The sequence below is a fragment of the Clostridium pasteurianum DSM 525 = ATCC 6013 genome (assembly GCF_000807255.1).
Classification (GTDB): Bacteria; Bacillota; Clostridia; order Clostridiales; family Clostridiaceae; genus Clostridium_I; species Clostridium_I pasteurianum.
Map to the genome: position 1 here is coordinate 1,565,537 of NZ_CP009268.1, position 22,642 is coordinate 1,588,178.

21 protein-coding genes are annotated in these 22,642 nt (G+C 29.7%); 15 read left to right on the forward strand and 6 right to left on the reverse strand.

Annotated elements, in window-relative coordinates; translation table 11 throughout:
• Nucleotides 1-33 precede the first annotated feature (33 nt).
• The 4 genes from CLPA_RS07100 to CLPA_RS07115 all read left to right on the forward strand — a co-directional run bounded on the left by CLPA_RS07100 (nucleotide 34) and on the right by CLPA_RS07115 (nucleotide 6,005).
• The gene (locus CLPA_RS07100) at nucleotides 34-1,038 is read left to right on the forward strand and encodes an isocitrate dehydrogenase (NAD(+)) (protein ID WP_003447344.1); all 1,005 of its coding nucleotides are present in this window, start codon (nucleotides 34-36) and stop codon (nucleotides 1,036-1,038) included.
• Between the two features lie 378 nt (nucleotides 1,039-1,416).
• The gene (locus CLPA_RS07105; protein ID WP_003447343.1) at nucleotides 1,417-2,622 is read left to right on the forward strand and encodes an argininosuccinate synthase; all 1,206 of its coding nucleotides are present in this window, start codon (nucleotides 1,417-1,419) and stop codon (nucleotides 2,620-2,622) included.
• Nucleotides 2,623-2,624: 2 nt separating this feature from the next.
• Nucleotides 2,625-3,941 carry an argininosuccinate lyase gene (gene argH / locus CLPA_RS07110; RefSeq protein ID WP_003447342.1) on the forward strand — a complete coding sequence of 439 codons (1,317 nt, stop codon included), beginning with the start codon at nucleotides 2,625-2,627 and terminating at the stop codon, nucleotides 3,939-3,941.
• 321 nt (nucleotides 3,942-4,262) lie between these two features.
• Nucleotides 4,263-6,005 (forward strand): phosphoenolpyruvate carboxykinase (ATP), encoded by a 1,743-nt coding sequence (locus tag CLPA_RS07115; RefSeq protein WP_003447341.1) that lies wholly within the window; start codon nucleotides 4,263-4,265, stop codon nucleotides 6,003-6,005.
• A 152-nt stretch (nucleotides 6,006-6,157) separates the two neighbouring features.
• Here the strand turns inward: CLPA_RS07115 and CLPA_RS07120 are convergent, their stop codons facing one another.
• Complete coding sequence (locus tag CLPA_RS07120) at nucleotides 6,158-6,367, reverse strand: DUF378 domain-containing protein (RefSeq protein WP_003447332.1); 210 nt, start codon at nucleotides 6,365-6,367, stop codon at nucleotides 6,158-6,160.
• A 103-nt stretch (nucleotides 6,368-6,470) separates the two neighbouring features.
• Nucleotides 6,471-6,935: an Lrp/AsnC ligand binding domain-containing protein gene (locus CLPA_RS07125; protein ID WP_003447330.1), complete on the reverse strand. Its 465-nt coding sequence runs from the start codon at nucleotides 6,933-6,935 to the stop codon at nucleotides 6,471-6,473.
• Nucleotides 6,936-7,215: 280 nt separating this feature from the next.
• Here CLPA_RS07125 and CLPA_RS07130 point away from each other — a divergent pair, with 280 nt between their 5' ends.
• Both CLPA_RS07130 and CLPA_RS07135 read left to right on the forward strand, forming a co-directional pair.
• The gene (locus tag CLPA_RS07130) at nucleotides 7,216-8,019 is read left to right on the forward strand and encodes a ribonuclease H-like domain-containing protein (protein WP_003447319.1); all 804 of its coding nucleotides are present in this window, start codon (nucleotides 7,216-7,218) and stop codon (nucleotides 8,017-8,019) included.
• Nucleotides 8,020-8,087: 68 nt separating this feature from the next.
• Nucleotides 8,088-8,468, forward strand: coding sequence for a CBS domain-containing protein (locus CLPA_RS07135; RefSeq protein WP_003447317.1), 381 nt, complete (start codon nucleotides 8,088-8,090; stop codon nucleotides 8,466-8,468).
• A 196-nt stretch (nucleotides 8,469-8,664) separates the two neighbouring features.
• Here CLPA_RS07135 and CLPA_RS07140 read toward each other — a convergent pair whose 3' ends face one another.
• A complete protein-coding gene (locus tag CLPA_RS07140) occupies nucleotides 8,665-10,665 on the reverse strand; it encodes a fructose-1,6-bisphosphatase (RefSeq protein WP_003447306.1) in 2,001 nt (666 codons plus the stop codon).
• 501 nt (nucleotides 10,666-11,166) lie between these two features.
• Between CLPA_RS07140 and CLPA_RS07145 the strand changes: the two genes are divergently transcribed.
• The 8 genes from CLPA_RS07145 (at nucleotide 11,167) to pilO (ending at nucleotide 19,603) form a co-directional block, all read left to right on the forward strand.
• A complete protein-coding gene (locus tag CLPA_RS07145) occupies nucleotides 11,167-12,684 on the forward strand; it encodes a hypothetical protein (RefSeq protein WP_003447305.1) in 1,518 nt (505 codons plus the stop codon).
• Between the two features lie 109 nt (nucleotides 12,685-12,793).
• Entirely contained in the window at nucleotides 12,794-13,438 is a 645-nt protein-coding gene (locus tag CLPA_RS07150) for a ribonuclease H-like domain-containing protein (RefSeq protein WP_003447301.1), read from the forward strand.
• Between the two features lie 340 nt (nucleotides 13,439-13,778).
• On the forward strand, nucleotides 13,779-15,467 hold the full coding sequence (locus CLPA_RS07155) for a GspE/PulE family protein (protein ID WP_003447299.1): 1,689 nt from the start codon (nucleotides 13,779-13,781) through the stop codon (nucleotides 15,465-15,467).
• A 36-nt stretch (nucleotides 15,468-15,503) separates the two neighbouring features.
• Nucleotides 15,504-16,709 carry a type II secretion system F family protein gene (locus tag CLPA_RS07160; protein ID WP_003447297.1) on the forward strand — a complete coding sequence of 402 codons (1,206 nt, stop codon included), beginning with the start codon at nucleotides 15,504-15,506 and terminating at the stop codon, nucleotides 16,707-16,709.
• 75 nt (nucleotides 16,710-16,784) lie between these two features.
• On the forward strand, nucleotides 16,785-17,222 hold the full coding sequence (locus CLPA_RS07165; RefSeq protein WP_003447295.1) for a prepilin-type N-terminal cleavage/methylation domain-containing protein: 438 nt from the start codon (nucleotides 16,785-16,787) through the stop codon (nucleotides 17,220-17,222).
• A 127-nt stretch (nucleotides 17,223-17,349) separates the two neighbouring features.
• Entirely contained in the window at nucleotides 17,350-18,378 is a 1,029-nt protein-coding gene (pilM, locus tag CLPA_RS07170) for a type IV pilus assembly protein PilM (protein WP_003447294.1), read from the forward strand.
• A gap of 2 nt (nucleotides 18,379-18,380) precedes the next feature.
• Nucleotides 18,381-18,911, forward strand: coding sequence for a PilN domain-containing protein (locus tag CLPA_RS07175; RefSeq protein WP_003447293.1), 531 nt, complete (start codon nucleotides 18,381-18,383; stop codon nucleotides 18,909-18,911).
• Nucleotides 18,912-18,925: 14 nt separating this feature from the next.
• Nucleotides 18,926-19,603, forward strand: coding sequence for a type 4a pilus biogenesis protein PilO (gene pilO / locus CLPA_RS07180; RefSeq protein WP_003447292.1), 678 nt, complete (start codon nucleotides 18,926-18,928; stop codon nucleotides 19,601-19,603).
• Nucleotides 19,604-19,648: 45 nt separating this feature from the next.
• On the opposite strand, the gene CLPA_RS07185 is transcribed toward pilO, so the two are convergent.
• Genes CLPA_RS07185 through CLPA_RS07195 form a run of 3 tightly spaced genes read right to left on the reverse strand, consistent with a single transcriptional unit; the run spans nucleotide 19,649 to nucleotide 21,883 of the window.
• Nucleotides 19,649-20,164 carry a PilW family protein gene (locus CLPA_RS07185; RefSeq protein WP_003447291.1) on the reverse strand — a complete coding sequence of 172 codons (516 nt, stop codon included), beginning with the start codon at nucleotides 20,162-20,164 and terminating at the stop codon, nucleotides 19,649-19,651.
• A 30-nt stretch (nucleotides 20,165-20,194) separates the two neighbouring features.
• Nucleotides 20,195-20,554: a prepilin-type N-terminal cleavage/methylation domain-containing protein gene (locus CLPA_RS07190; protein ID WP_003447290.1), complete on the reverse strand. Its 360-nt coding sequence runs from the start codon at nucleotides 20,552-20,554 to the stop codon at nucleotides 20,195-20,197.
• 27 nt (nucleotides 20,555-20,581) lie between these two features.
• Nucleotides 20,582-21,883, reverse strand: a complete 1,302-nt coding sequence (locus CLPA_RS07195; protein WP_003447289.1) for a DUF7305 domain-containing protein — start codon at nucleotides 21,881-21,883, stop codon at nucleotides 20,582-20,584.
• 312 nt (nucleotides 21,884-22,195) lie between these two features.
• Between CLPA_RS07195 and CLPA_RS07200 the strand changes: the two genes are divergently transcribed.
• Nucleotides 22,196-22,504 (forward strand): hypothetical protein, encoded by a 309-nt coding sequence (locus CLPA_RS07200; protein ID WP_236900392.1) that lies wholly within the window; start codon nucleotides 22,196-22,198, stop codon nucleotides 22,502-22,504.
• Nucleotides 22,505-22,642: the final 138 nt, after the last annotated feature.

Here is a 22,642-nt window from a genome sequence, read left to right on the forward strand (position 1 = left end):
TAAAGAATAGATTATAGAAATGAGGCTGTGCAAATGAGTAAAGAATATCAAATAACACTTATACCTGGAGATGGAATAGGGCCAGAGGTTACTGATGCGGCAAGACGTGTTATCGAAGCTTCTGGGGTAAAAATAAATTGGGATATAGTTGAAGCTGGAGAAAAAGTTATGGAAGAATATAATACACCTCTTCCAGACTATGTACTTGAAAGCATCAGTAAAAATAAAATTGCTCTTAAAGGACCAATAACTACGCCTGTAGGCAAGGGTTTTAGAAGTGTTAATGTAGCCTTAAGACAAAAGTTTAATCTATATGCTAACGTTAGACCAGTTAAGACTTATCCTGGTATAAAATCCAGATATACAGATGTGGATTTTGTGATTATTCGTGAAAACACAGAAGATTTATATGCTGGTATTGAGCATAAAATAGGTGATTATGCAGCAGAAAGTATAAAATTAATTACAAGACCAGCTAGTGAAAGAATAGCTAAATTTGCTTTTGAACTGGCTAAAAATGAAGGAAGAAAAAAGGTTACAGCAGTTCATAAGGCTAATATAATGAAATTTTCAGATGGATTGTTTTTAGAATCTGCAAGAAAGGTATCAGAAAGTTATAAGGATGTAGAATTTGAGGATGTAATTGTAGATGCCATGAGTATGAAGCTGGTACAGAATCCTGAGAGATACGACGTTTTAGTTCTTCCAAATCTTTATGGAGATATAATTTCTGATATGGGTGCAGGGCTTGTAGGGGGTCTTGGAGTAGTACCAGGAGCAAATATTGGTGAAGATATAGCTGTATTTGAGTCAGTACACGGTTCAGCACCAGATATAGCAGGAAAAGGACTTGCCAATCCTTTAGCTACTATACTATCAGGGGTTATGATGTTAAAACATATTGGAGAAATGGATGCAGCTAGTAGAATAGATGCAGCGGTAGAAAAAGTACTTCAGGAAGGAAACAAATTAACTTCTGATTTAGGTGGAAGCGTCAGCACTAGTGATTTTGCAGATGAAATAATCAAGAATTTATAGGATTCCTAAAAAAGAGTAGTGAATGGGCACTACTCTTTTGTATTATTTAAATACTCTTTTGAAGGTTCTATTATTCATTAATCTTGTATATATGCATAAGTTCATTATAGCTAAAGTTAATATTATCAATGCTTTTAAGGGTACAGATTAAAAAATAAGAGTATAATTATAAAAAACATTGCATATTTATAGAAAAATATTGCATAATTATAAAAAAGGATATATAATATCACTTGTAAAGTGTGAAGAGATTAACTGAATTATATATTGTGATTATAAAAATACATTGTATTTTAAGAAAATCTATTAATCATAATATATAATGTAAAAATGAGAAAAATTATATATTTTTATATAATGCGAAAGGATGATTTCATTATGAAAGATAAAGTTGTTTTAGCCTATTCAGGAGGATTGGATACTTCTATAATAATTCCATGGCTTAAGGAAAATTACGATTTAGATGTAATTGCAGTATGTGTAGATGTAGGGCAAAATGAAGACATGGAGGCTGTAAGAGTAAAAGCTGTAGCTTCTGGTGCTTTTAAAATATATGTAGAAAATGTTCAGGAAGAATTCGTAACAGATTATCTGTTTAAAGCAGTAAAATCTGGAGCAGTATATGAAGGAAAATATCTTTTAGGAACATCTTTTGCAAGACCATTAATAGCAAAAAAACTTGTAGAAATAGCACATAAAGAAGGCGCTAAGTATATATGTCATGGCTGTACAGGAAAGGGAAATGATCAGGTAAGATTTGAAACAAGTATTGCTGCTTTAGATCCTTACATTAAAATTATAGCTCCTTGGAGAATGTGGGATATAAAATCAAGAGAAGATGCTATAGATTATGCAGCAAAAATGGGAGTAGAGGTTCCTGTTACAAAGGAAAAAATCTATTCAATGGATAGAAACATATGGCATGCAAGCCATGAAGGCGGAGATTTAGAAGACCCAAGAAATGAACACAAAAGAGATATGTATGTAATGACAACACCACCAGAAAAAGCTAAAGATGAATCCACTTATGTAAGTATTTATTTTGAACAGGGAATACCTAAAAAAATTGATGGAAAAGAACTTCCACCAGTTGAAATGATGGAGCTTTTAAATAAATTAGGGGGAGAAAATGGTATAGGTGTTGTAGACTTAATAGAAAACAGACTTGTGGGAATGAAATCAAGAGGAGTATATGAAACTCCAGGTGGAACTATACTATATGCAGCTCACAATGAACTTGAATATTTAACAGTACAGAAAAACACTTATCATTATAAGCAACTTATAGCACAAAAATATGCAGAACTTGTTTATGATGGACTTTGGTTTACAGATTTAAAAGATGCTCTTGATGCATTTATCGATAAAACTCAGGAACATGTAACTGGAACTGTTAAACTTAAGTTATATAAGGGAAATATTATGGTAGCTGGAACAGATACACCTTACGCTCTTTATGATGAAGGTATATCTTCCTTTGGAGCTAGTGAATTATATGATCATAAAGATGCAGAAGGTTTCATAAAATTATTCAGCTTACCTTGCAAGATAAAGGCTATGAAGGAATTAAAGGAAGGTAAATAATTATGAAACTCTGGGGCGGAAGATTTAAAAATGCTGAAAGTGAGCTGATGGAGGACTTTAATAGTTCTCTCAGCTTTGATAAAACTTTATACTATGAAGATATAATCGGCAGCATTGCACACGTAAAAATGCTGGTTAAATGTGATATTATTTCTGAAGAAGACGGAAATAAAATTATCTCCGGTTTAGATTCAATTTTAAAGGATATAGAAAGCGGAAGTCTTAAAATTGAAGGAGACTATGAAGACATACATAGTTTTATGGAGGTAAATTTAATTGAGAGAATAGGTGATGCAGGTAAAAAGATGCACACTGCTAGAAGTAGAAACGATCAAGTTGCCTTAGATATGCGTTTATATTCAAAGAAAAAGGCCAAAGAAGTTGTGGAAAATCTAAAAGATCTTTTAGAAACTATAAAGATTTTGGCAGAGAAAAATAATTATATAATGCCTGGATATACCCATATGCAAAGAGCACAGGTAGTTACTTTTAAACATCATATGATGGCCTACTTCAACATGTTTTCAAGAGATAAAAAGAGAATTGAAAATGCCATAGATATATTGGATGAAAGCCCACTGGGCTGCTGTGCATTGGCAGGAACTACCTATAGCACAGATAGAGAGTTTACGGCTAAGGAGCTTGGCTTTAAAGGAGTAGTAAATAATTTTCTTGATGGTGTTAGTGACAGAGATTATATTATAGAACTTACTTCTGATTTTTCAATGGTTATGATGCATTTAAGCAGATTAAGTGAAGAAATAATAATGTGGAGCACAAAAGAATTTGATTTTATTCAATTGAGTGATGAATTCTCTACAGGAAGTAGTATTATGCCTCAAAAGAAAAATCCTGATGCTGCAGAGCTTATAAGGGGTAAATCCGGCAGGGTTTATGGCGATTTAGTATCAATATTGACTACAATGAAAGGACTTCCACTGGCATATAATAAAGATATGCAGGAAGATAAAGAGGGATTCTTTGATGCACTGGATACAGTGTTAAGCTGTATTAAGGTTATGAATGGTATGCTTTCAACTGTGAAGATAAAAGAGGGGTCTATGTTGAAGGCTGTAAAACGTGGATTTTTAAATGCTACAGAAGCAGCAGACTATTTGGTTAATAAGGGCATGGCCTTTAGAGATGCACATAGAGTCATAGGCGAAATTGTAATTTACTGCGAAGATAATAATATGCCTATAGAGGATTTGAATATTGAACAGCTAAAGAAATTCAGTCAGTTGTTCAGTGAAGACATATATGAATTTATAGACTATAAAAATACTTTGAATAAAGGTATAAAGAAATATATGAAATAATAACAAAATAAACTTAATGAAGTTTTATGATTTTATTAAGTTTATTTTTGTAGTAAAGGGAGAGTTTAGAACTATATTTATAGTTTTAAGCTCTTTTTGTGTTTTTTTATTTATGCCTATAGGGGAATAATTAACATATAATAAATAATACTTACATAAAATTATTATATGTTAAAATAAAAAGCCAATAAATGCAAAAAAATAAAATGCAATTTCTATAGTGCAAAAATTTCATTTTTATGTTATAATTAGAGCTGACGGTTGGAAAAATGAAAGAAATAACTATTCCATCTTGCGTTAAATTTAAAAGGGGGAGATTTTATGCGTAAAGATTTTTCACTTAGCAATGATAAAGCCATGGTGAATTTTACTTCAAAATACTGTGCTACTCATGAACAGTTGTTAACAAGTAACGGATTTAAAAGGGTTTTAAAGTCATACCTAAGCAGTATTGAAAAAAGAAATTCTAATGTTTATAAATACATAAGGAAAAGTACTGGTGAAATTGAAAAAGAAAAATTAGTAGATAATATAGTAAGTGTCTTTAAATTACTAATTGTTATGGACAGAGAATCTATATTGAAATTAAATAGTGAATATACAGTACTTTTGAAAGATAAAAATATAATTATAAGTTTTATAGAAGGGTTATACGGTTTTTGGAGAAGGTTAGAAAGATATACAATTGTTCAAAATACTAGAATAAACTATGGATTTGAAAGTGTAAATTTTATTGATGCTAACACTCAATTTTCAAAACTCATATTAGTTACTTATAGAAGAATTGAAGAAAATGTAATAGGAGCTAAGCCGAAGGTTTACAGACAGCTTCCTGCTGGAGGAAATGTAGGATTAATAATGAACTATGTAAAATGGGATATTCCAGAAGAATATGCCTGTTTAAAGAATGTACCTTTTATAGATTCAGTTCTAGTAGATCCTCCATTCATAATATATCCTAAAAAGAATACCAGATCAGGAATATTCAATGAATGCTTTGAAAACCCTATTGAAGGCTGCAAAATCAATTCAGATCATTGGTTCTGTTATCCTGCAAAGGTAGGGGAACTTTTAGCCTATGTATATTTCCATAGAGATTTTATGAGTCACGGTATTTCACTATGTAATCTCTTTGAAATGGCTTCTAGAGAAGAGTATGAAAATTCTAGACCAGATATAATATATGTGTTTGGCGGAAAAGATGATAGTGATGAGATTAAAACAGTGTTCTACGAAGATAAGAAAAATGATGTTATGGTAGGTTTTGTAAGCTACGGAGATGCTATTGATTATTTCGGATACATGAAAAAAATGACATTAACACTTCATAATTTAATAATGATTAAAAGAGGGTATCTGCCAATTCATGGAGCTATGGTGAACATTGTAACTAAAGATGATAAGGTAGCAAATGTCATAATCATGGGAGACAGTGGTGCTGGAAAATCAGAGAGTCTTGAGGCTTTTAGAGAGCTTAGTGAAGATTATATAAGTGATATGACTATTATCTTTGATGATATGGGTGTAGTAAAATTGGATGGAGATAATAGACCAAAAGGTTATGGTACAGAGATAGGAGCTTTTGTAAGATTGGATGATCTTGATCCTGGTTATGCCTTTAGAGAAATAGACAGAAGTATATTTATGAATCCCGATAAAATAAATGCAAGACTAGTTATGCCTGTAGCTACTTATAATGATATAACTAAAGGATATCCAATAGATTTATTCCTATATGCAAATAACTATGATGATGACGGTGAAAAGTTGGAATTCTTCAATAGTCTTGAAGATGCACTTCCAGTATTTAGAAATGGAGCTAGAATGGCAAAGGGAACTACTTCAGAAAAAGGACTTGTTAAAACTTATTTTGCTAATCCTTTTGGTCCTGTACAAAAACAGGAAGATACAGAAAAGCTGCTTGTTAGTTATTTTGATAAGTTCTTTAAATCTGGAATAAAAGTTGGACAAATAAGAACTTGTCTTGGAATTAAAGGGAAGGAAAAAGATGGGCCTAAAAATGCAGCAATAAAACTTTTTGAAACTATAAAAGCCATGCTTTAATAAGGTTATATATAAAATAGTATAAATTTTAAATCTATATATAATATCTATTAAAAGTTAGACTTTAATAAGTATGTTTATGATAAGGTATTTAAAATCTGTCTTACAATACATATATATGTATTGTAAGACAGAAACCTTATTTGTGAGTATTATCTATCTATACTTCTATCAGTATCCCTTCCTAGAAAAGATATTGCATATAATCCTGCTATACCAACTAGAGCATATATGATTCTTGTAAAAGTAGACATATCACCAAATAAAGTGGCAACTAAATCAAATCTGAAGAATCCTATTAAGCCCCAATTTATGGCTCCTATTATAACTAGTACCAATGAAATGATATCTAAACCTTTCATAATAAAGTTACATCTCCTTTATAGAAATTTATAATTTTATTATGTACAATTTTTATTAAATTATAACTTTTAGAGAAAACTTAATTCAGGATTATATGCACTGTTAAAATTGTATATTTCTGTCTATTGGCTGAGACAGTGATATAAAAGTACTTGTTCTTTGAACTCCATCTATAATTTGTATTTTTGTCATAAGCAATTCTTGTAAATGACTTATACTTTTACATATGACTTTGGAGAAAATGGAATATTCTCCTGTGGTGTAATGAAGTTCTACTATTTCGTTAATTTTCTTCAATTCTTCTAGTACATTTAAATATGCAGTTGCCTTATCAAGATATATTCCTATAAAGCAACATACATCATAACCTAATTTGGAATTATCAATGATAAGCTTTGTACCTTTTATAATCCCCAGGTCCTCCATTTTTTTCATTCTTACATGTATGGTTCCTCCACTTACATGACATTGTCTTGCTATTTCAAGATATGGTGTTCTTGAGTCCTTGACTAAAATGTCTAATATTTGAATATCAAGTTCATCTAAACCACTAATATTAAAATTCATCTAAATCAACTCCTACATTTAACAATCAATAATATTATAACAAATATATTGATAATTTATCAAAACAAAATTGAATAATTTTTAATAAGTTTCGTATTTTATAAATATATCAGCTAAAATTTATTAAAATAATAAAAAATAATCAATATACATATTATTATTGCACTTTTTATGGTAATTTTATACATAAAAAGTGCCTTATTTTTGTAATAGTTTTAATTAATAATGAAATGTTGTATAATTATTTTATAAAATTCATAAATTTTTCTGGAGGATTATAATGTTTTTAAAGGAAAAAAACTCTAAAATAGATATTGACTCAAATATACTAAATAAATACAAAATGGATAAAATAGCGTATTTTGACATTGAAACTACTGGTTTTGATAAATATGAAGATGTAATAATGCTTATATCCTTAGGGTGGTTTTTAGATAGAAAATCTTTTTATATAAAGCAGTATTATGCTGAAAATCCTAAGGAGGAAAAAAATATTCTTTCAGCCTTTAAGAAAGATATTAAAAAATATAATGCCTGGTGCTCATATAATGGAAAGGCTTTTGATGAACCTTTTATAGAAAATAGAATGTTAATAAACCATATAGATGATTTTGCAGCACCTTTAGAGCATATAGACCTGTATAGGCTTATAAGGCCCTATTATAAGCAGCTTGGTCTTGAAAGGTGTAATTTAAAAAGTGTAGAAAAATACATAGGCATAAATAGATTGGATCAAATAGATGGAGGAATAAGTGTAGAGCTCTATAATAAATATTTAAAGACCAATGATGGAAGATTACAAGAAATAATAATGCTTCATAATTATGAAGATGTACTAAATCTACCTAAAATATTTAAAGTAGTATTTGATATCGATAATTCTACAAAAATCGTAAGAGATAACAGTATAACAGAAAAGCAGTTGAAATATCTTAAATTTTTATTGCAGAAGAACAATATAAATATAGACACTCATCTTGATAGAATTTCTAAAAGAGCAGCTTCCAAAGTTATAGATGGTCTAATAAAGGGTAATTATGGCTCGGAAGAGGATGTTTTAGATATTATTAATAATAGTTATTAGTAAATATATTAATAATTCATTTATTATCTTTGAGATAAAAAATTAATCTGTAGGGGGTTTAGTTTAATATGAAAGTTAAAGAAATTATGAACAAAGAGTTTTTATATGTTAAAGAGGAGGATACTGTAAAAAAAGTATTGGATTTAATGACGGATAAAAAAGTAAATGGAACTCCAGTAATGAATAATAACATGGAAATTTCAGGTATAGTGGTAAAGGCAGATATATTTAGATTTTTAATGGAGCCAGGTCACTATGACAGCTATCCTATAAGTGCTGTTATGACTACAAATTTAATAACTGCAGAAGAAGAGGAAGAAGTAGAAGAAGCGGCTTTAAGACTTAGAAAAAATAATATAATAGCTTTGCCGGTAATAAATGACAAGAAGGCTTTAGGTTTAATAAGCCTAGAGAATATAGTGGATTATTTTCTAAAAGGAATTAACTAAAAAATAATTTTGGACAAGTATTTAAATTAAGTTTAGAACTAGTGGGAAGAGACGAAGCTCAAGGCAAAGTATAAAGTTCAAAGAACAAATATCAAATGGGGAAAAGCTTCGTCCTTTTTTCCATAGACGCATATATCGTGATTTAAGTTTATATGTTATCAAAAAAATTATACAAACAAAACCTCTAGAAAAACTCCTAGAGGTTTTGTTTATTTCTTTCTTTTATAATTCCCTTTCTATAGGCAAATAGAAGCATTTTTAGATCTTCTATTTGTTTTTGAAGCTCTATGCCTATGTCTGTATCTGCTACTCTCTTTCTTGCAGTAGAATGTTCAAGAACTACTAAGGAGGATAGTATATCAGTTTCTTCCTTTATAGCTTTTTCTGTGGATTCAAAGGGCTGATGAGATATTAATTGAAGGCCGAAAGAATTATAAATTAAAGTGTATCCGGCCATTCCTGTTTTATATTGATAGGCCTTTGAAAAGCCTCCGTCTATTACCATCAATTTTCCATTAGCTTTTATTGGACTTTCACCATTCTTTTTTTCTACAGGTACATGTCCATTGATTATATGGGATTCATTGGGGTTAAGTCCAAATTCTAAAAGTATTTTGTTGCATATATCTTCATTATCCCTAAATTCATAATAGGGATCTTTTTTTTCATAATGAGTCTCTTTTTCTGAAACAAAGTATCTTTCAAAGGTTGCCATCTTCTCTTTACCAAAAAGAGGAGATGAAGGTCCTGACCATAAATACCACATTATATCCGTATCATATTGCTTTTGTCTTGAGCCGTCTCTATGGAAAAAGCCCTCTCTTGTGATCATTTCCAAAACATCTAAAAGAGCCTTACCGCTGTATTCTTTTCCCTCTAATTTAACTTTTTTAAAATCTCCATTCTTGTCCATGGGAATGCATCCATGATATAAAAGGTTTGAATTAAATTTCAGATACAAACTTCCATTGGAAAATAAAAAACGAACATGTTTGTTTAATTTTTCACTGCTTAAAAAGGAAAATCTAAGCTTTTCTATAAGATCTTTTTCCTCAGGAGTGAGTTTATAGGGATCTTTAGGATCTATAGTTGGAAAATTTGTATCCGTTAGCTTATAGACTTTTCCATCAAGGTGAATACAGCCTTCTCTATAGTCTATCTTGTCCAGTAGCAGCCTGTTGTCCATATTGAATTCAGGATGTCTTGATATAATTTCTTTCTCCAGTTTAAATTGAATTATGGATATGGCCTTATGCATTTGAGACGTAAGTTCAATTTCTTTTAAAGTATAGGTAGTTTCACCATCAAACTTTGGAAGAAAATTTTTACAAGGATCATCTTTGTAAAATTCCATTGCAAAAGTAGCAAGCGGAAGAAGATTTATTCCATAGCCATTTTCTATGGTATCTAAATTGGCATATCTTGTACATATCCTTATTACATTGGCGATACACACCCTTGATCCAGAGGCTGCACCCATCCATAGTATATCGTGATTTCCCCATTGGATATCTACAGAATGATAGTTAACTAAAGTATCCATAATTATATCTGCTCCAGGGCCTCTGTCAAATATGTCTCCAATTATGTGAAGCCTATCTATAACCAATCTCTGTATCAATTTAGACAGGGCAATTATAAATTCCCGGGCTCTGTCAATATCTATTATGGTTTTTATTATTTCACCGTAGTACTCATGTTTATCAACTCTGTCTGGTTCTTCGTGTAAAAGCTCTTCAATTATATAGGAAAAATCCTTTGGAAGGGCCTTCCTTACTTTTGAACGAGTATATTTAGAGGAAACGTATCTGCATATTTCAATTAATCTGTACAGAGATATTTTATACCAGTCATTGATATTTTTTTCCTGCTTCAAAACTATATCTAATTTCTGCTCAGGGTAGTATATAAGAGTGGCAAGGCTTTTTTTCTCTTTTTCTGCCAGGGTATTACCAAACACATCCTCAATTTTTCTTTTAATTACACCAGAAGCATTTTTTAGTACATGAATAAAAGGTTCGTATTCTCCGTGTATATCTGTAAGAAAATGTTCAGTACCCTTAGGCAGATTTAAAATTGCCTGTAAATTAATTATTTCAGTAGAGGCCTCATTTATAGTACCATATTGTTGCGATAATAGATTTAAATATTTTAAATTATTTTCAGTTTTTAAATTCAATATAGATTTGTTTATCATAAATAACATTCCCACCCCTTTTAGCCAATATGATTGTTGATATATCGTTTTCAATATACTATTTTAACACAATAATTAATTAAAAAAAAGGATATAATTATAATATTTAGTAAATATATTGTTATTAGAATATCATAATTGATGATTAGTATATCACAATAAGGAATAAATATTAATAATATGACAAGTAATATAGAAATTTAGTATAAATTGATACCTTTAAAATATCAATTTTGAAATGTGTTTATGATTTGCAATATTTAATTACAGATTAGATATCATCAGATAAGTAGTAGGTCTATAAATAATATATTTATATGTTATACACATATGTAAAAATATGGTACAATATACCTGTATTAAAAAAGTTTATATAAAATTTATATATTAAATTCAATTTATAAAATATAATAAAATTAGTTATAGTCTATATAATAAATATTCACTTTAACAATTTAACTCTATTTTATATAGCAAGTTCTACAAGAGAGGAAGTAATTTATGAAAATTATAAATAGAATATCAGCTTTTGCAGCACTTAAGAACTTTATAGAGGATTATAAGGAATATATATTCAATTTATTTTTCTTTGGATGTCTTTTTATAGCCTTTATATATGGAATAAGCTTTAATGTAATGAATGATGGATTTTGGCATATTAAAGTGGGAGAATACATAGTGAAAAATAAAACCATTCCCTATCATGATGTTTTTTCGTGGTATGGTATGTCTAAAAATCTTGAGTGGACTAGCCATGAATGGCTGTTTGGAATACTTGCCTATTTAGTATATTCCATTAAGGGATTTATATCTGCAGCTATATTTATGGGGATAATAAATGTGTTAATTGTTTTTTCCTTATATAAGCTTTTGAGAATAAGGAGTAAAAACCGGTGGATAGCACTTATCTGCATGAGTTCCTATATAGTCATGTTTGGAAGTGAAACTTCTTTAGCCTATAGACCTATAATAGTGTCTATGCTGCTGATAATTGTTACCTGTATACTGCTGGAAAAAAATAAATATATAGCGGCTCTTTTGGTGGTTATTTTAGGGATAAACTTTCACGGAGGTGTTTATCCTATATATATAATTATATTTGCCTATTATACTCTGTTTAAAAATTATAAATACTTTATAGCAGCACTTTTAGGTATTTTGGTTAATCCCTATATATATGGTATATATTTATATACTATTAGGTCCATGAATGAAATGGATCTTCAAAAAAGGTATATAAATGAGTGGAGAGTTACCCAGTTATATGATTTAAAGGTATCTCTTACAATAATAATATTCATTGTGTTTGTATACATATTTGGAAGAGTAAAGCTAAAGGATATTTTATTTTCTGGAAGTTTTATAATACTGGCTATTTCTTCAGTAAGGCAAATCCCATTTTTGCCTATTCTGGCATTGCCATTAGTATGTCCTTATATAGAAAGAGCGCTAAATGAATTTATAAGAAGCTATGTATTTAAAAATAAGTTTGTAAGGTATACCAGACTGAAAATAAAAATTTTCAGAGGAAATCTTGTAAAATACGTAATAATTATAGGATTGGAGCTTGTGTTCATTATACCAAGTGTGATGTATAGCTATGATTTTTTCAAAGATGGAATGAAAATATTCAGTGTAAATGATTCGGATTGCCCAGTGCACGCAGTTGAATATATAAATAGACATCCAGAAATAAAAAGCAGTCATCTTTTAAGTCACTATAACGATAGTCAATATTTGATTTTTAGAGGCATACCAACCTTTGTAGACAGCAGAGCAGACTTGTTTCTTCCAAGTTTTAATAAGGATACTAATGCCTTTTATGATTTCATGCATACTTGTATAGACTTAAATAATCCACAGGATCTCATAAATAAATATGATATAAAATATATATTGATAGGCAAATCTTACTCCTTTTATAATATGATAAAATCCTATGAAAACCTGTCTGTAGTCTATGAAGATCCTGACTATTGTATTTTTAAAGTAAATTATTATATTGGTAATATCTATTGATCTATAAAGTTTTTTAGTTATATATTTTGTATTAGTTCTATATTGATATATAATTATAATAGAAATAATAAGAGATTATAAAGTTTTGCTTCAGAAAGAGTGATATATTGTGATTATAAGAAACAACACCATAGGAATTGAAAAAATTAATAAAACCTTAGTATTGAGCTTCGAAAATAATAGTGAGTTATATAAAAATGCACTATTTTTCGATTTGGAACACTATGTATATAAAAAACCCATATGCATAGGAGTTTTTGGATGCTGTTATTATGATGAAGGGGAAAAATCCTTATTTGTAACTCAATACATGATAGAAAATAAATGTGATGCTGAAAATATTCTACCTATGGTAAAAGAATATTTTAATAAATATAAAAATAATTTTGGAAAAAGATATATTGTCACATTTTCTGGCAATAACGATTTTACTGTTTTAAGATATCTGTTTAAAGAGAATAACATAGATTTTGATATAGATTCAGAATTCATTCATATAGACCTGCAAAAACAATATGAGAAGGAAAAGAAAGAATGCATAGGTCTTAAAAATCTAGAGAAGATATTTGAAATTGAGAGAGAAAGTGCGGTTATAAGTGGTTCTAATCTGGCTAAGACCATAAGTAAAATTGTAAAGGATAGAGAATATTTCTCAAGAATGCCAGAGGAGAAGAAAGAAAATATACTTTTGTATAATGAACAGGATGTAACTAGTTTGTTCTATATAATGACGGAATGGAAGAAATATGTTTAGGGGTTTTTACATATGAAGATTGAAAGTTAAAAAATATAGTTTTTAATTCTAAAATGAAAAATATGAACAGTATATGTTAATTTTATATTATTAAATAGAATTACAAAATATATTATGCTATAATTGGATTATAAAGGTTGTATATTATAAATATATTTGTAGAATATTGTCTAATTTTAAGCGTAGATATTATAATTTGAGCTTGGTGAAATTATTTACACTGAATTGTAGCATGTATTCACAGATATATTTCACATATTAAAACTAAAAAATTTAATTAAGAATTTAGTTATGAAAGGTAAACTGAAAAGTATACTCTAAAAAATGAAGGTGCATATATATGGCAGCATTTAACAGGAAAAGAATCGGCGATTTATTAGTGGATTCAGGCAAAATTACACAGGAGCAGCTTCAAGAAGTGTTAAAGAAGCAGAGAGCAACTGGAAAGCGAATTGGAGAACTTTTAATTGAGGAGAAACTTTTAAGTCAGGATGATGTTATAGATATTCTTGAAATACAAAATGGTATCCCTAGAGTATATATGGAAATGACTACTGTAGATAAAGAAGCTATACAAGCTGTACCGGAAAGTTTGGCAAATAAATATATCTTAATTCCAATCAAGATAAAAGACAATACAATTCATGTGGCTATGGCTGATCCTTTGAATATGTTTGCACTGGACGATGTTAAAATTGCCTCTGGTTATGAAGTGGAACCTTTACTTGCAGGGAAAGATGAGATACTGAAAGCCATAGATAAATACTATTCTGGTCAGTATATTCAAAAGGCTGCAGAGGATCTTACAAAAGAACACATGGCTGCTTCTACCCAGCAGGTATCAGAGGACATAGAAGAGGATGTTAAAAATGCACCAGTAGTAAGACTTATTGATTCCATTATAAAGAATGCCTCCAAGGCAGGGGCCAGTGATATTCACATAGAACCCTTTGAAAAATATGTGAGAATAAGATATAGGATTGACGGAGAACTTAAGGAAGTATTAAAATCCCCAAAGGAAACTCTTGGAGCCTTAATAGCTAGAATAAAGATACTTGCAAATCTTAATATAGCTGAAAGAAGAGTGCCTCAGGACGGAAGAATAGTTACTGAATTTGAGGGCAGTAAAATAGACCTTAGAGTTTCAACTATTCCAACTATATTTGGAGAAAAGGCAGTTATAAGAATTCTAAGCAGAGAAAACTTTATAATTGGCAAGGAAAAATTGGGATTAAATGCTTTGGAACTGGAGCAGATTGACAGTATGTTAAAAGTTCCCTACGGAATAATTCTTGTAAGCGGTCCTACGGGAAGCGGAAAATCTACTACTTTATATTCTATGCTCAATGATTTGAATTCAGATACCAAAAATATAATTACAGTAGAAGATCCTGTAGAGTATATGATGGAAGGAATAAATCAGGTTAATGTAAATGCAAAGGCGGGACTCACCTTTGCATCAGGTTTAAGATCTATATTAAGACAAGACCCGGATATTGTAATGATTGGAGAAATAAGAGACAACGAAACTGCAGAAATTGCCATAAGGGCAGCTATAACAGGACATCTTGTTTTAAGTACCATACACACCAATGATGCTCCTTCTTCTGTTATAAGACTTATGGATATGGGAATAGAACCTTATCTAGTAGCATCGGCAGTGGCGGGAATAGTATCTCAAAGACTTGTAAGAAAAGTCTGTTCTCATTGCAATGAAGAATATGAGGCTACAGAATATGAAAAGAAACTCTTAAATGTGGATGTAAACAAACCTTTAAAGTTAAATAGGGGAAAGGGCTGTGACTACTGCGGCGGTTCAGGATATCTGGGAAGGACAGGCGTCTATGAAATAATGGAAATAGAAAGAGAACATCGAGAGTATATTATGAACAATAAAAATACCGATGAACTTAGGGATTTGTGCATAAAAAAGGGCATGAAAACCTTGAGAAATTCCTGTATAGATCTAGTTCAAAAGGGTATAACCACCACAGAAGAATTAGCTAGAATAGCCTATTTAAAAGAGTAAACAAAAATCTATTCACAAAAAGGGGGTGGATAGTTAATGCCTACATTTCAATATGAGGCAAAGACACTTAGGGGAAACATAGTAAAGGGGAAAATTGATGCACCAGATGAAGAGACAATAGTTGAAATACTAAGACGTAAAGACCACTATCCCATAAAAATTGTGGAATACAAGGAAGGTTTCAATGTAAATTTATCTGAATATCAAAGAATTCCAATGAAGGATATATCCATATTTGCCAGACAGTTTGCAGTGGTGCTGGAAGCTGGTATCACTATACTAAAAGCTATAGAAATACTAAAAGAGCAATCGGAAAATAGGAAGCTGAAGAGAATACTATCAGAGGTTTTTGAAGAAATTCAAAAGGGAAATAGTCTCTCGGAATCCATGGGTAAACATAAGGACTTTCCAAAGATGTTTATAAGTATGATTGCTGTAGGAGAAGCCAGTGGAACCCTGGACAGTATAATGAACAGAATGGCAGGTTACTATGATAAGGAGTACAGGCTAAGGCAGAAAATAAAAAGTGCTGTAACCTATCCCATTATAGTAAGTGTATTTGCAGTTTTGGTAATAGCAATGCTGGTGACCTTTGTACTTCCAAGATTTGTGGTAATGCTTGACAGCCTGGGAGTTAAGGAATTACCCTTGCCAACAAGAATAGTAATGGGTATCAGCAGTATACTTCAGCATTATTATATAATAATTGTTCTAATTATTATAGCAATTATAGTTCTAGTAAACAGGGCAATAAAGACTGAAAATGGAACCAAGGCACTGGATACATTTAAAATGAAAGTACCCATGTTTGGAAGCATCTATCAGAAGATAGTTACAGCCAGATTTGCCAGGACCTTTGGAATACTTGTAACCAGCGGTCTTTCAGTGATAGACAGTATTGCCATAAGTAAAGAAGTTGTAGGCAATGTGGTAATAAAAAATGTACTGGATGCACTGGAAGAGGACATAAAAAAAGGTGAAAGCCTGGGAGAAAGCTTAAAAACCAGTAATGTATTCCCTCTTATGTTATCTCAGATGATTAAAATAGGAGAAGAATCTGGAACTCTTGACTACGTTTTGGACAAGACTGCCGAATTCTATGACGGAGAAGTAGACTCTGCTACAGCACAGATTGCTGTAATGGTAGAGCCGCTTATAATAATAGTTCTTTCGGTGGTGGTTGGTTTTATAATAATATCCGTAATATTACCTATATTCAATATCTACAATGCTATGGGATAAGGTGATTTTTATTATCAAACTAAACTTATATATTTTGTATATATAAAATAAAAAATATTTTAGGAGGCGATTTTTATGAGAAATGCATTAGCATTAAATTCAAACAACATAGAAGTAAACAGAACAAAGAAATCATTATTAAAGAAGAAAAAGAAAGGTTTTACATTGGTAGAACTTATTGCGGTAATTGCAATACTTGCTATATTGGCAGCTATTATTGTGCCTAGGGTGGCTAATTATACGACTAGTGCTAATGATGCTAAACATTTGGCTAATGCAAAGACTTTGGCAAATGCTATTGAAGCGTACAATGCTGATAATCCAACTACATCAATAGATGATAAGGTTGATTTAAGTGCTGATACTCAGAAAAATAAATTAATGTCAGATTATATACAAACTTGGCCAAATGATTTTGATACTATAACTCCACAAGGATCTGATTCTACAAAAGCACCAGCTAAATCATATGCGGCATTGAGAGAATATATACAGAGTAATACTAAAAATTAACAAATTTAAAGTAGTCAATATAAAAAGCTCGGAGATACTAATCTCCGAGTGGTTTATAAAATGAGAATTAGTATTTTTTAATATAATTAATATGCTAATAAAGTTAGTTATAAAAAAGGGTGATATTATGTTTTCAAAAGATATAATGGCTGTAAACATTGGTGACAGCATTATAAAGATAATAGTAGGGAACAAATCAAATATTAAATTCTGTGAAAGCATAAAGACTCCAGAAGAAAGTATTGTTAACGGGAAAGTTATAGAGTTGGAGATCGTAGCTTTAGCGTTGAGAAAATTTATAAATAAGAATAATATAAATGTAAAGAAAATTTCCTTTGCCATAAATGGTCAGGATATTGTTATAAGGCAGATTGAAACTCCAATAATGAAGGATAAAGAGATAAAGAAGTCAGTAGATTGGGAAATGAATCAATATCTAAGAGATGAAGGAGAAAACCATTATATTGATTTTGAAAAGGTAGATACCATAGTATTAGAGGATAAAAAAACATATAAGCTTTTAGCTGTAGCTGCACCTAGGGATAAAATAGATCAATTGGTGGAGCTTTCTAATTCATTAAATATGAAATTAGTTTCTGTAGATGTACTGTCAAATTGCATTGTAAGAGCCTTTAGAAATCTAGGCATCACTTCTAAGGAAATAGAAAGTATGGCAGTTATTGATATGGGCTATGAAACTACCAGTATAATCATATTGGAAAGTGGTAAATTTTTTATTGAGAGAGCAGTACCCTTTGGATTGAATAATATTGCCAAGGAAATATGTAGAAAAAATGGCATTGATATAGAAGAGGCTTTTAATTATATAGAAGAAAAATATGATATAAATAATTTAAAAGATGAAGATGAAACGGAAAAGAGAATAGAGACTTTAGTGGAGAATGTCTATTCCACCTTTGCAAAGGTAATACAGTTCTACACTGCCAATAATACAAAAAAGGCTATTGATGAAATTTTTTTAATAGGCAGCGGATGTAAGTTGAAAGGTATGGACAAGTTTACTAATAATTATTTTTCCATTAAAACTTCCCTTGTAGATTCACCTGAAATGTTAAATTTGAATATAAAATTCCCTGGAGATAAGGATTTTAAAACATTTGCAAGTACTTTGGGACTTTTGCTTAGAAAGGAGTAATTATGAGAGAACTTAATTTAATTCCCTATGAGCTTAAGAAGAAAAGGGATAAGGAGATTTCCATATACAAGGCAGCCTTTTATGGAATTATTGCTGTATTTATAATATTCATTGTGCTTTATATTCCAAAACTTGTTCTAAATCATTATATAGCAGAAAAAGATCAGTTGAAATTGACAATAGATGCCAACAATAATATCAATAAAGAACAAGGAAATTTACTCAGTGAAATAAATAGTTATAAGACCTATACAGAGAAGATAAATAGTATAGAAAAGGTAAAGGTTTTGATTAGTGATAAAATCAGCGGTATACAAAAACTTGTACCTAAGGATTTAACAATTACAACATTAAACTATAATAATAAAATTATCACTATAAATGGGACTACCAATAATTATAATTCCATAAGTGAATTTGCTGCCAACTTACAGCTTTCAGATAACTATAAGAATTCAAGAATAAACAGCATAACTTCTTCAGGTGGTGAAGGTGGAATTTTAAGTTATGAGTTTACTATAGTTATTAATTGATAGGCGGTGATTAAATGAATAATTTGAGTAAGAGGGAAAAATATTTGATAGTGATAATTGGAATTTTAGCTGTTATATATTTATATTATAATTTTTTCCTTTCCTCTGTAATTGACAATATAAAGGCGGAAAAATCAGCAGTGACTGCTTATAATACACAGCTGCAAAATATAAATGAAATGAAGGCTTCAAACCAAAAGCTTATTAGGCAATTAGATGATTTAAAGGAGAAGAATAATAAGAATTCCATTGCACTGCCTAATTTTGAAAAAAACCCTGAAATTGCATATAGATTGAAATCCATTGCAGATGCTAATAAGGTGAATATAAGTAATGTGAGTTTGTCTCAGCCTACTACTTATAGTCAGAGTTCTAACACTACCAGCAGTTCAAGTAATAGTAATAATTCACAGAACAATAATACTGTTAATGCAAAACCAGGAAGTCTTTTGAGTATACCAGTGAATTTAAGTGTTAATGGAGAATATGATGGAATAATAAAATTTATTTCTTCTATAGAAAAAGATGAGAGAATTTCTATAATAAATACCATTAATTTAGGTTCCCAAGATGGTAATGGAATTACGGCAACTATTACATTGAATTATTTTTATGTTACAGCATCTGATAAGAATAAAGCAGAGTATGATTTTAATAAGGGGGATTATGGTAAGGATAATCCGTTTAAATAAAAAATAAGCCTGTTAAAGATATTAGATTTCTAAACAGGCTTATTTTTATTGTTGATCAGAGTAATAATATATTATATTTCCCCAATTTTGATCCTCTTGAATTTCGTTATGGATATTATTTAAGAGACAAGTAAAGGTCAGTTCATAATTTTGATTGTTAGAGTTATCGGTGACTTTTATCTTTAGCACTGATGGAGCTGAATTGTCAGAAGCTTTATTCAATTCCTCAACATTCATGCTTGATAATTGGTTTATAATAATTTTTTCAGAAGTTATGGTGTTATTTGATATAGTTTGTTCAATTAAATTATTATCTTTTACAGTTATAGCATAATAGGTACCTGATATATTCTTAGTTGCACTTACATTAGTTGCATTTCTCAATTCTCTTGTTATATAGTCTGCAGCAATTCGTGTATTTTGTTGGCTATAACTTTGATTAACAGATTTATTAAAAATTTTATTGCTGAAATTATTAATAGCGAAAACCAAGGTTAATACTATAAGTATTATAGGAATAACTGCTATTAACTCTATTAAACTAAAGCCTTTATTTTTCAATTTAAATATTTTAATCTCCTCCTTGTATAATTAATTTTCAGGAGTACCATCTGGAACAAAAGTTGATATTGTTATGTTGTTTAATGTATCAGTAATAGTTATTTTTCTACCACTAAAACTACTATTAGGAATACTACTAAAGGTAGTAGAATATGGTGATATATTTACATTTATATTAGAATTTTCAGGGCGATAATCAGGATTTTGTATAACCTTATCCATTTCTTCTTTCAATTCAAAAGTGTTTGTAGTTCTGGTTCCATTTAAGTGTGTATTTTTATAATAACTTACAAACATTGGAGTGAATGCAACCAATACAATAGAAATTATGGCTATAGCTGCGATTTGTTCTACTAAGGTAAAGCCTTTTTTGTTTAGATGAAAATTCATTATTTGAAACCTCCTTAGATTAATTAGCTATTTCCAAGTTTTTTTGTATGTTACAGTGGTTGATGGAGTATATGGTAGTTTATCTAGAAAATTAGCTTTAGATGTATTCTTTGGAAATTCAACACCTGCTCCACTACTGTTTATAATAATATTATTCCCTATAATAGCACCGTTTTTAACTTTTCCACTTCCATATAAGGTGATAGTTGCATTAGGTGCATACAATATTCCATAAATATTAGCATTGCCGTATAGGTTAATATTATCACTAGTTGTAGAAATAATATCTCCATTTATGGTTACACTACCTGCAATATCTATAGGCGAATTTCCTATATAAAGAGATGCATTTATAGAAGAATTCTGATTAATTCTTAAAGGTAGATTTCTATTATAACAATATAATTTAAGTTGCTTTGACAATCCAGAATTATTTATTAATCCATTTAAATTAGTTATATTATCTACAAAAAGACTTACATCTCCAGAACCATTAATTAGTAAATTGCCCCAATTTACATTTAGATTTTTGATCCTTATTATAGTATTAGTACCGCTAGGTGCATTAATTTTAAGATTATATGGACTAGTTACTGTAATATTATCATAGTATTCATTATTATAAATTTCAGGATTTGTGTTTTCCCAATTTGTAGTGATATCAGCTTTTTTGTTTAAAGTGTTTATTTCAGGATATGGATACAAAGAAAAATTTGGTGTAGGAAAATTGTAAGTAGAAGTTAGATTTGATACATTTACACTTTTGTTTGTATTATTAATTATTGGAATATAAGAGCGAATTGTACCATTTATATTAAAATCCCAATTAAGTGTTATAGGATTTATATTAGAACTTGTACCAACATCACCAACAATAGTACTACTAGCTATACTGACACTATTTATTCCCCAAACAGCTGCTGTTATATCAGAAATATCATTACCATTATCTATATGTGCATTTAATAGCATAGTTGCTGTATCAGTTATATCAGAATTAATACCATTATTAACTTTCCCTGTTGATTTTATTATAATTTTATTAGAATCAATTTCATCCTTATGTATATCAATATCAAAGCTGCCATTTTCAAAAGAATTATTATTGGATTCTATAGGAAATGATAAATTACTTTGCTGTTTTATCCACTCTGCAGCAGCTTCAGCACCACCTCTTGCAATATAATAAGCTTGAATTTTCTTCTGCTGATTTACAGATGTTTTAGTTTCTGCAGATAATGTTGTAGAAACAGCCATTATTAATATTAGTAATGAAAGTGAAATTCCTAAAGCTAGTACTAAAGAAGAGCCTTTATGTTTTCTTTTCAATTAAATCAGCTCCTTATGATAAAATTGTATTTATATTTAAAGTAAATAAGTTAATATTATGTTATTTGTCATCTTAATTAAATTATAATATATATATTATAATAAATCTATAATCTCAGTTATATCAATAAGTAGTAAATATATTTATAGTACTAAATGTAATTAATAAATTGAGATCAATAAGAGATTTACTGATAAAAATAAATATAAGATACAATATAAATCACTCCCAACATGAAAAATTTACCACATCTGTAAAATTGAATTCATCAATCCCATATGCTATAATAAAAAATATTCTATTAGGTGGTGATGATTTTGGATAAAGAAACAAAACAGATGTTTGAATTGGTATTAAAAAAACTTGATAGCATGGAAAAAAGATTTGATAGTATGGAAACAAGACAGGAGAGCATGGAAACAGGACAAGAAAGTATGCAAAAAAGACAAGACGAAATGTATTTACTTTTCAGGTCTTTAGAGGAAAATGTGAAAGTAACAAGAGCAGAGCAAGAAAAAGCAACATATATACTGGCAGATATGCAGGGTAAGATTACAAAATCAACTGAAAAAGTAGAGGATCACGAAAAGGTTATAGAGCAGATTAGAGCAATAAATTAGTATTATAATATAATAAAAGCTGATATAAAATTATTAAGAAAAATATGTGGATTACAATTTAATATATAGATTTAATGGATAGTTAGAAATAGCTATCTTTTTTATTTTTTGAACATCTATTTGTGCTTGAAAAAATCA

Coding starts and splice junctions, on each gene's coding strand:
- CLPA_RS07125 (WP_003447330.1), bottom strand. CDS start 6,935: ATGAATTTTAATATTAGTGGTTTAGATGAACTTGATATTCAAATATTA.
- argH (WP_003447342.1), top strand. CDS start 2,625: ATGAAACTCTGGGGCGGAAGATTTAAAAATGCTGAAAGTGAGCTGATG.
- pilM (WP_003447294.1), top strand. CDS start 17,350: ATGTTTTCAAAAGATATAATGGCTGTAAACATTGGTGACAGCATTATA.
- CLPA_RS07155 (WP_003447299.1), top strand. CDS start 13,779: ATGGCAGCATTTAACAGGAAAAGAATCGGCGATTTATTAGTGGATTCA.
- CLPA_RS07130 (WP_003447319.1), top strand. CDS start 7,216: ATGTTTTTAAAGGAAAAAAACTCTAAAATAGATATTGACTCAAATATA.
- CLPA_RS07190 (WP_003447290.1), bottom strand. CDS start 20,554: ATGAATTTTCATCTAAACAAAAAAGGCTTTACCTTAGTAGAACAAATC.
- CLPA_RS07175 (WP_003447293.1), top strand. CDS start 18,381: ATGAGAGAACTTAATTTAATTCCCTATGAGCTTAAGAAGAAAAGGGAT.
- pilO (WP_003447292.1), top strand. CDS start 18,926: ATGAATAATTTGAGTAAGAGGGAAAAATATTTGATAGTGATAATTGGA.
- CLPA_RS07115 (WP_003447341.1), top strand. CDS start 4,263: ATGCGTAAAGATTTTTCACTTAGCAATGATAAAGCCATGGTGAATTTT.
- CLPA_RS07145 (WP_003447305.1), top strand. CDS start 11,167: ATGAAAATTATAAATAGAATATCAGCTTTTGCAGCACTTAAGAACTTT.
- CLPA_RS07140 (WP_003447306.1), bottom strand. CDS start 10,665: ATGATAAACAAATCTATATTGAATTTAAAAACTGAAAATAATTTAAAA.
- CLPA_RS07165 (WP_003447295.1), top strand. CDS start 16,785: ATGAGAAATGCATTAGCATTAAATTCAAACAACATAGAAGTAAACAGA.
- CLPA_RS07100 (WP_003447344.1), top strand. CDS start 34: ATGAGTAAAGAATATCAAATAACACTTATACCTGGAGATGGAATAGGG.
- CLPA_RS07135 (WP_003447317.1), top strand. CDS start 8,088: ATGAAAGTTAAAGAAATTATGAACAAAGAGTTTTTATATGTTAAAGAG.
- CLPA_RS07105 (WP_003447343.1), top strand. CDS start 1,417: ATGAAAGATAAAGTTGTTTTAGCCTATTCAGGAGGATTGGATACTTCT.
- CLPA_RS07120 (WP_003447332.1), bottom strand. CDS start 6,367: ATGAAAGGTTTAGATATCATTTCATTGGTACTAGTTATAATAGGAGCC.
- CLPA_RS07160 (WP_003447297.1), top strand. CDS start 15,504: ATGCCTACATTTCAATATGAGGCAAAGACACTTAGGGGAAACATAGTA.
- CLPA_RS07200 (WP_236900392.1), top strand. CDS start 22,196: ATGATTTTGGATAAAGAAACAAAACAGATGTTTGAATTGGTATTAAAA.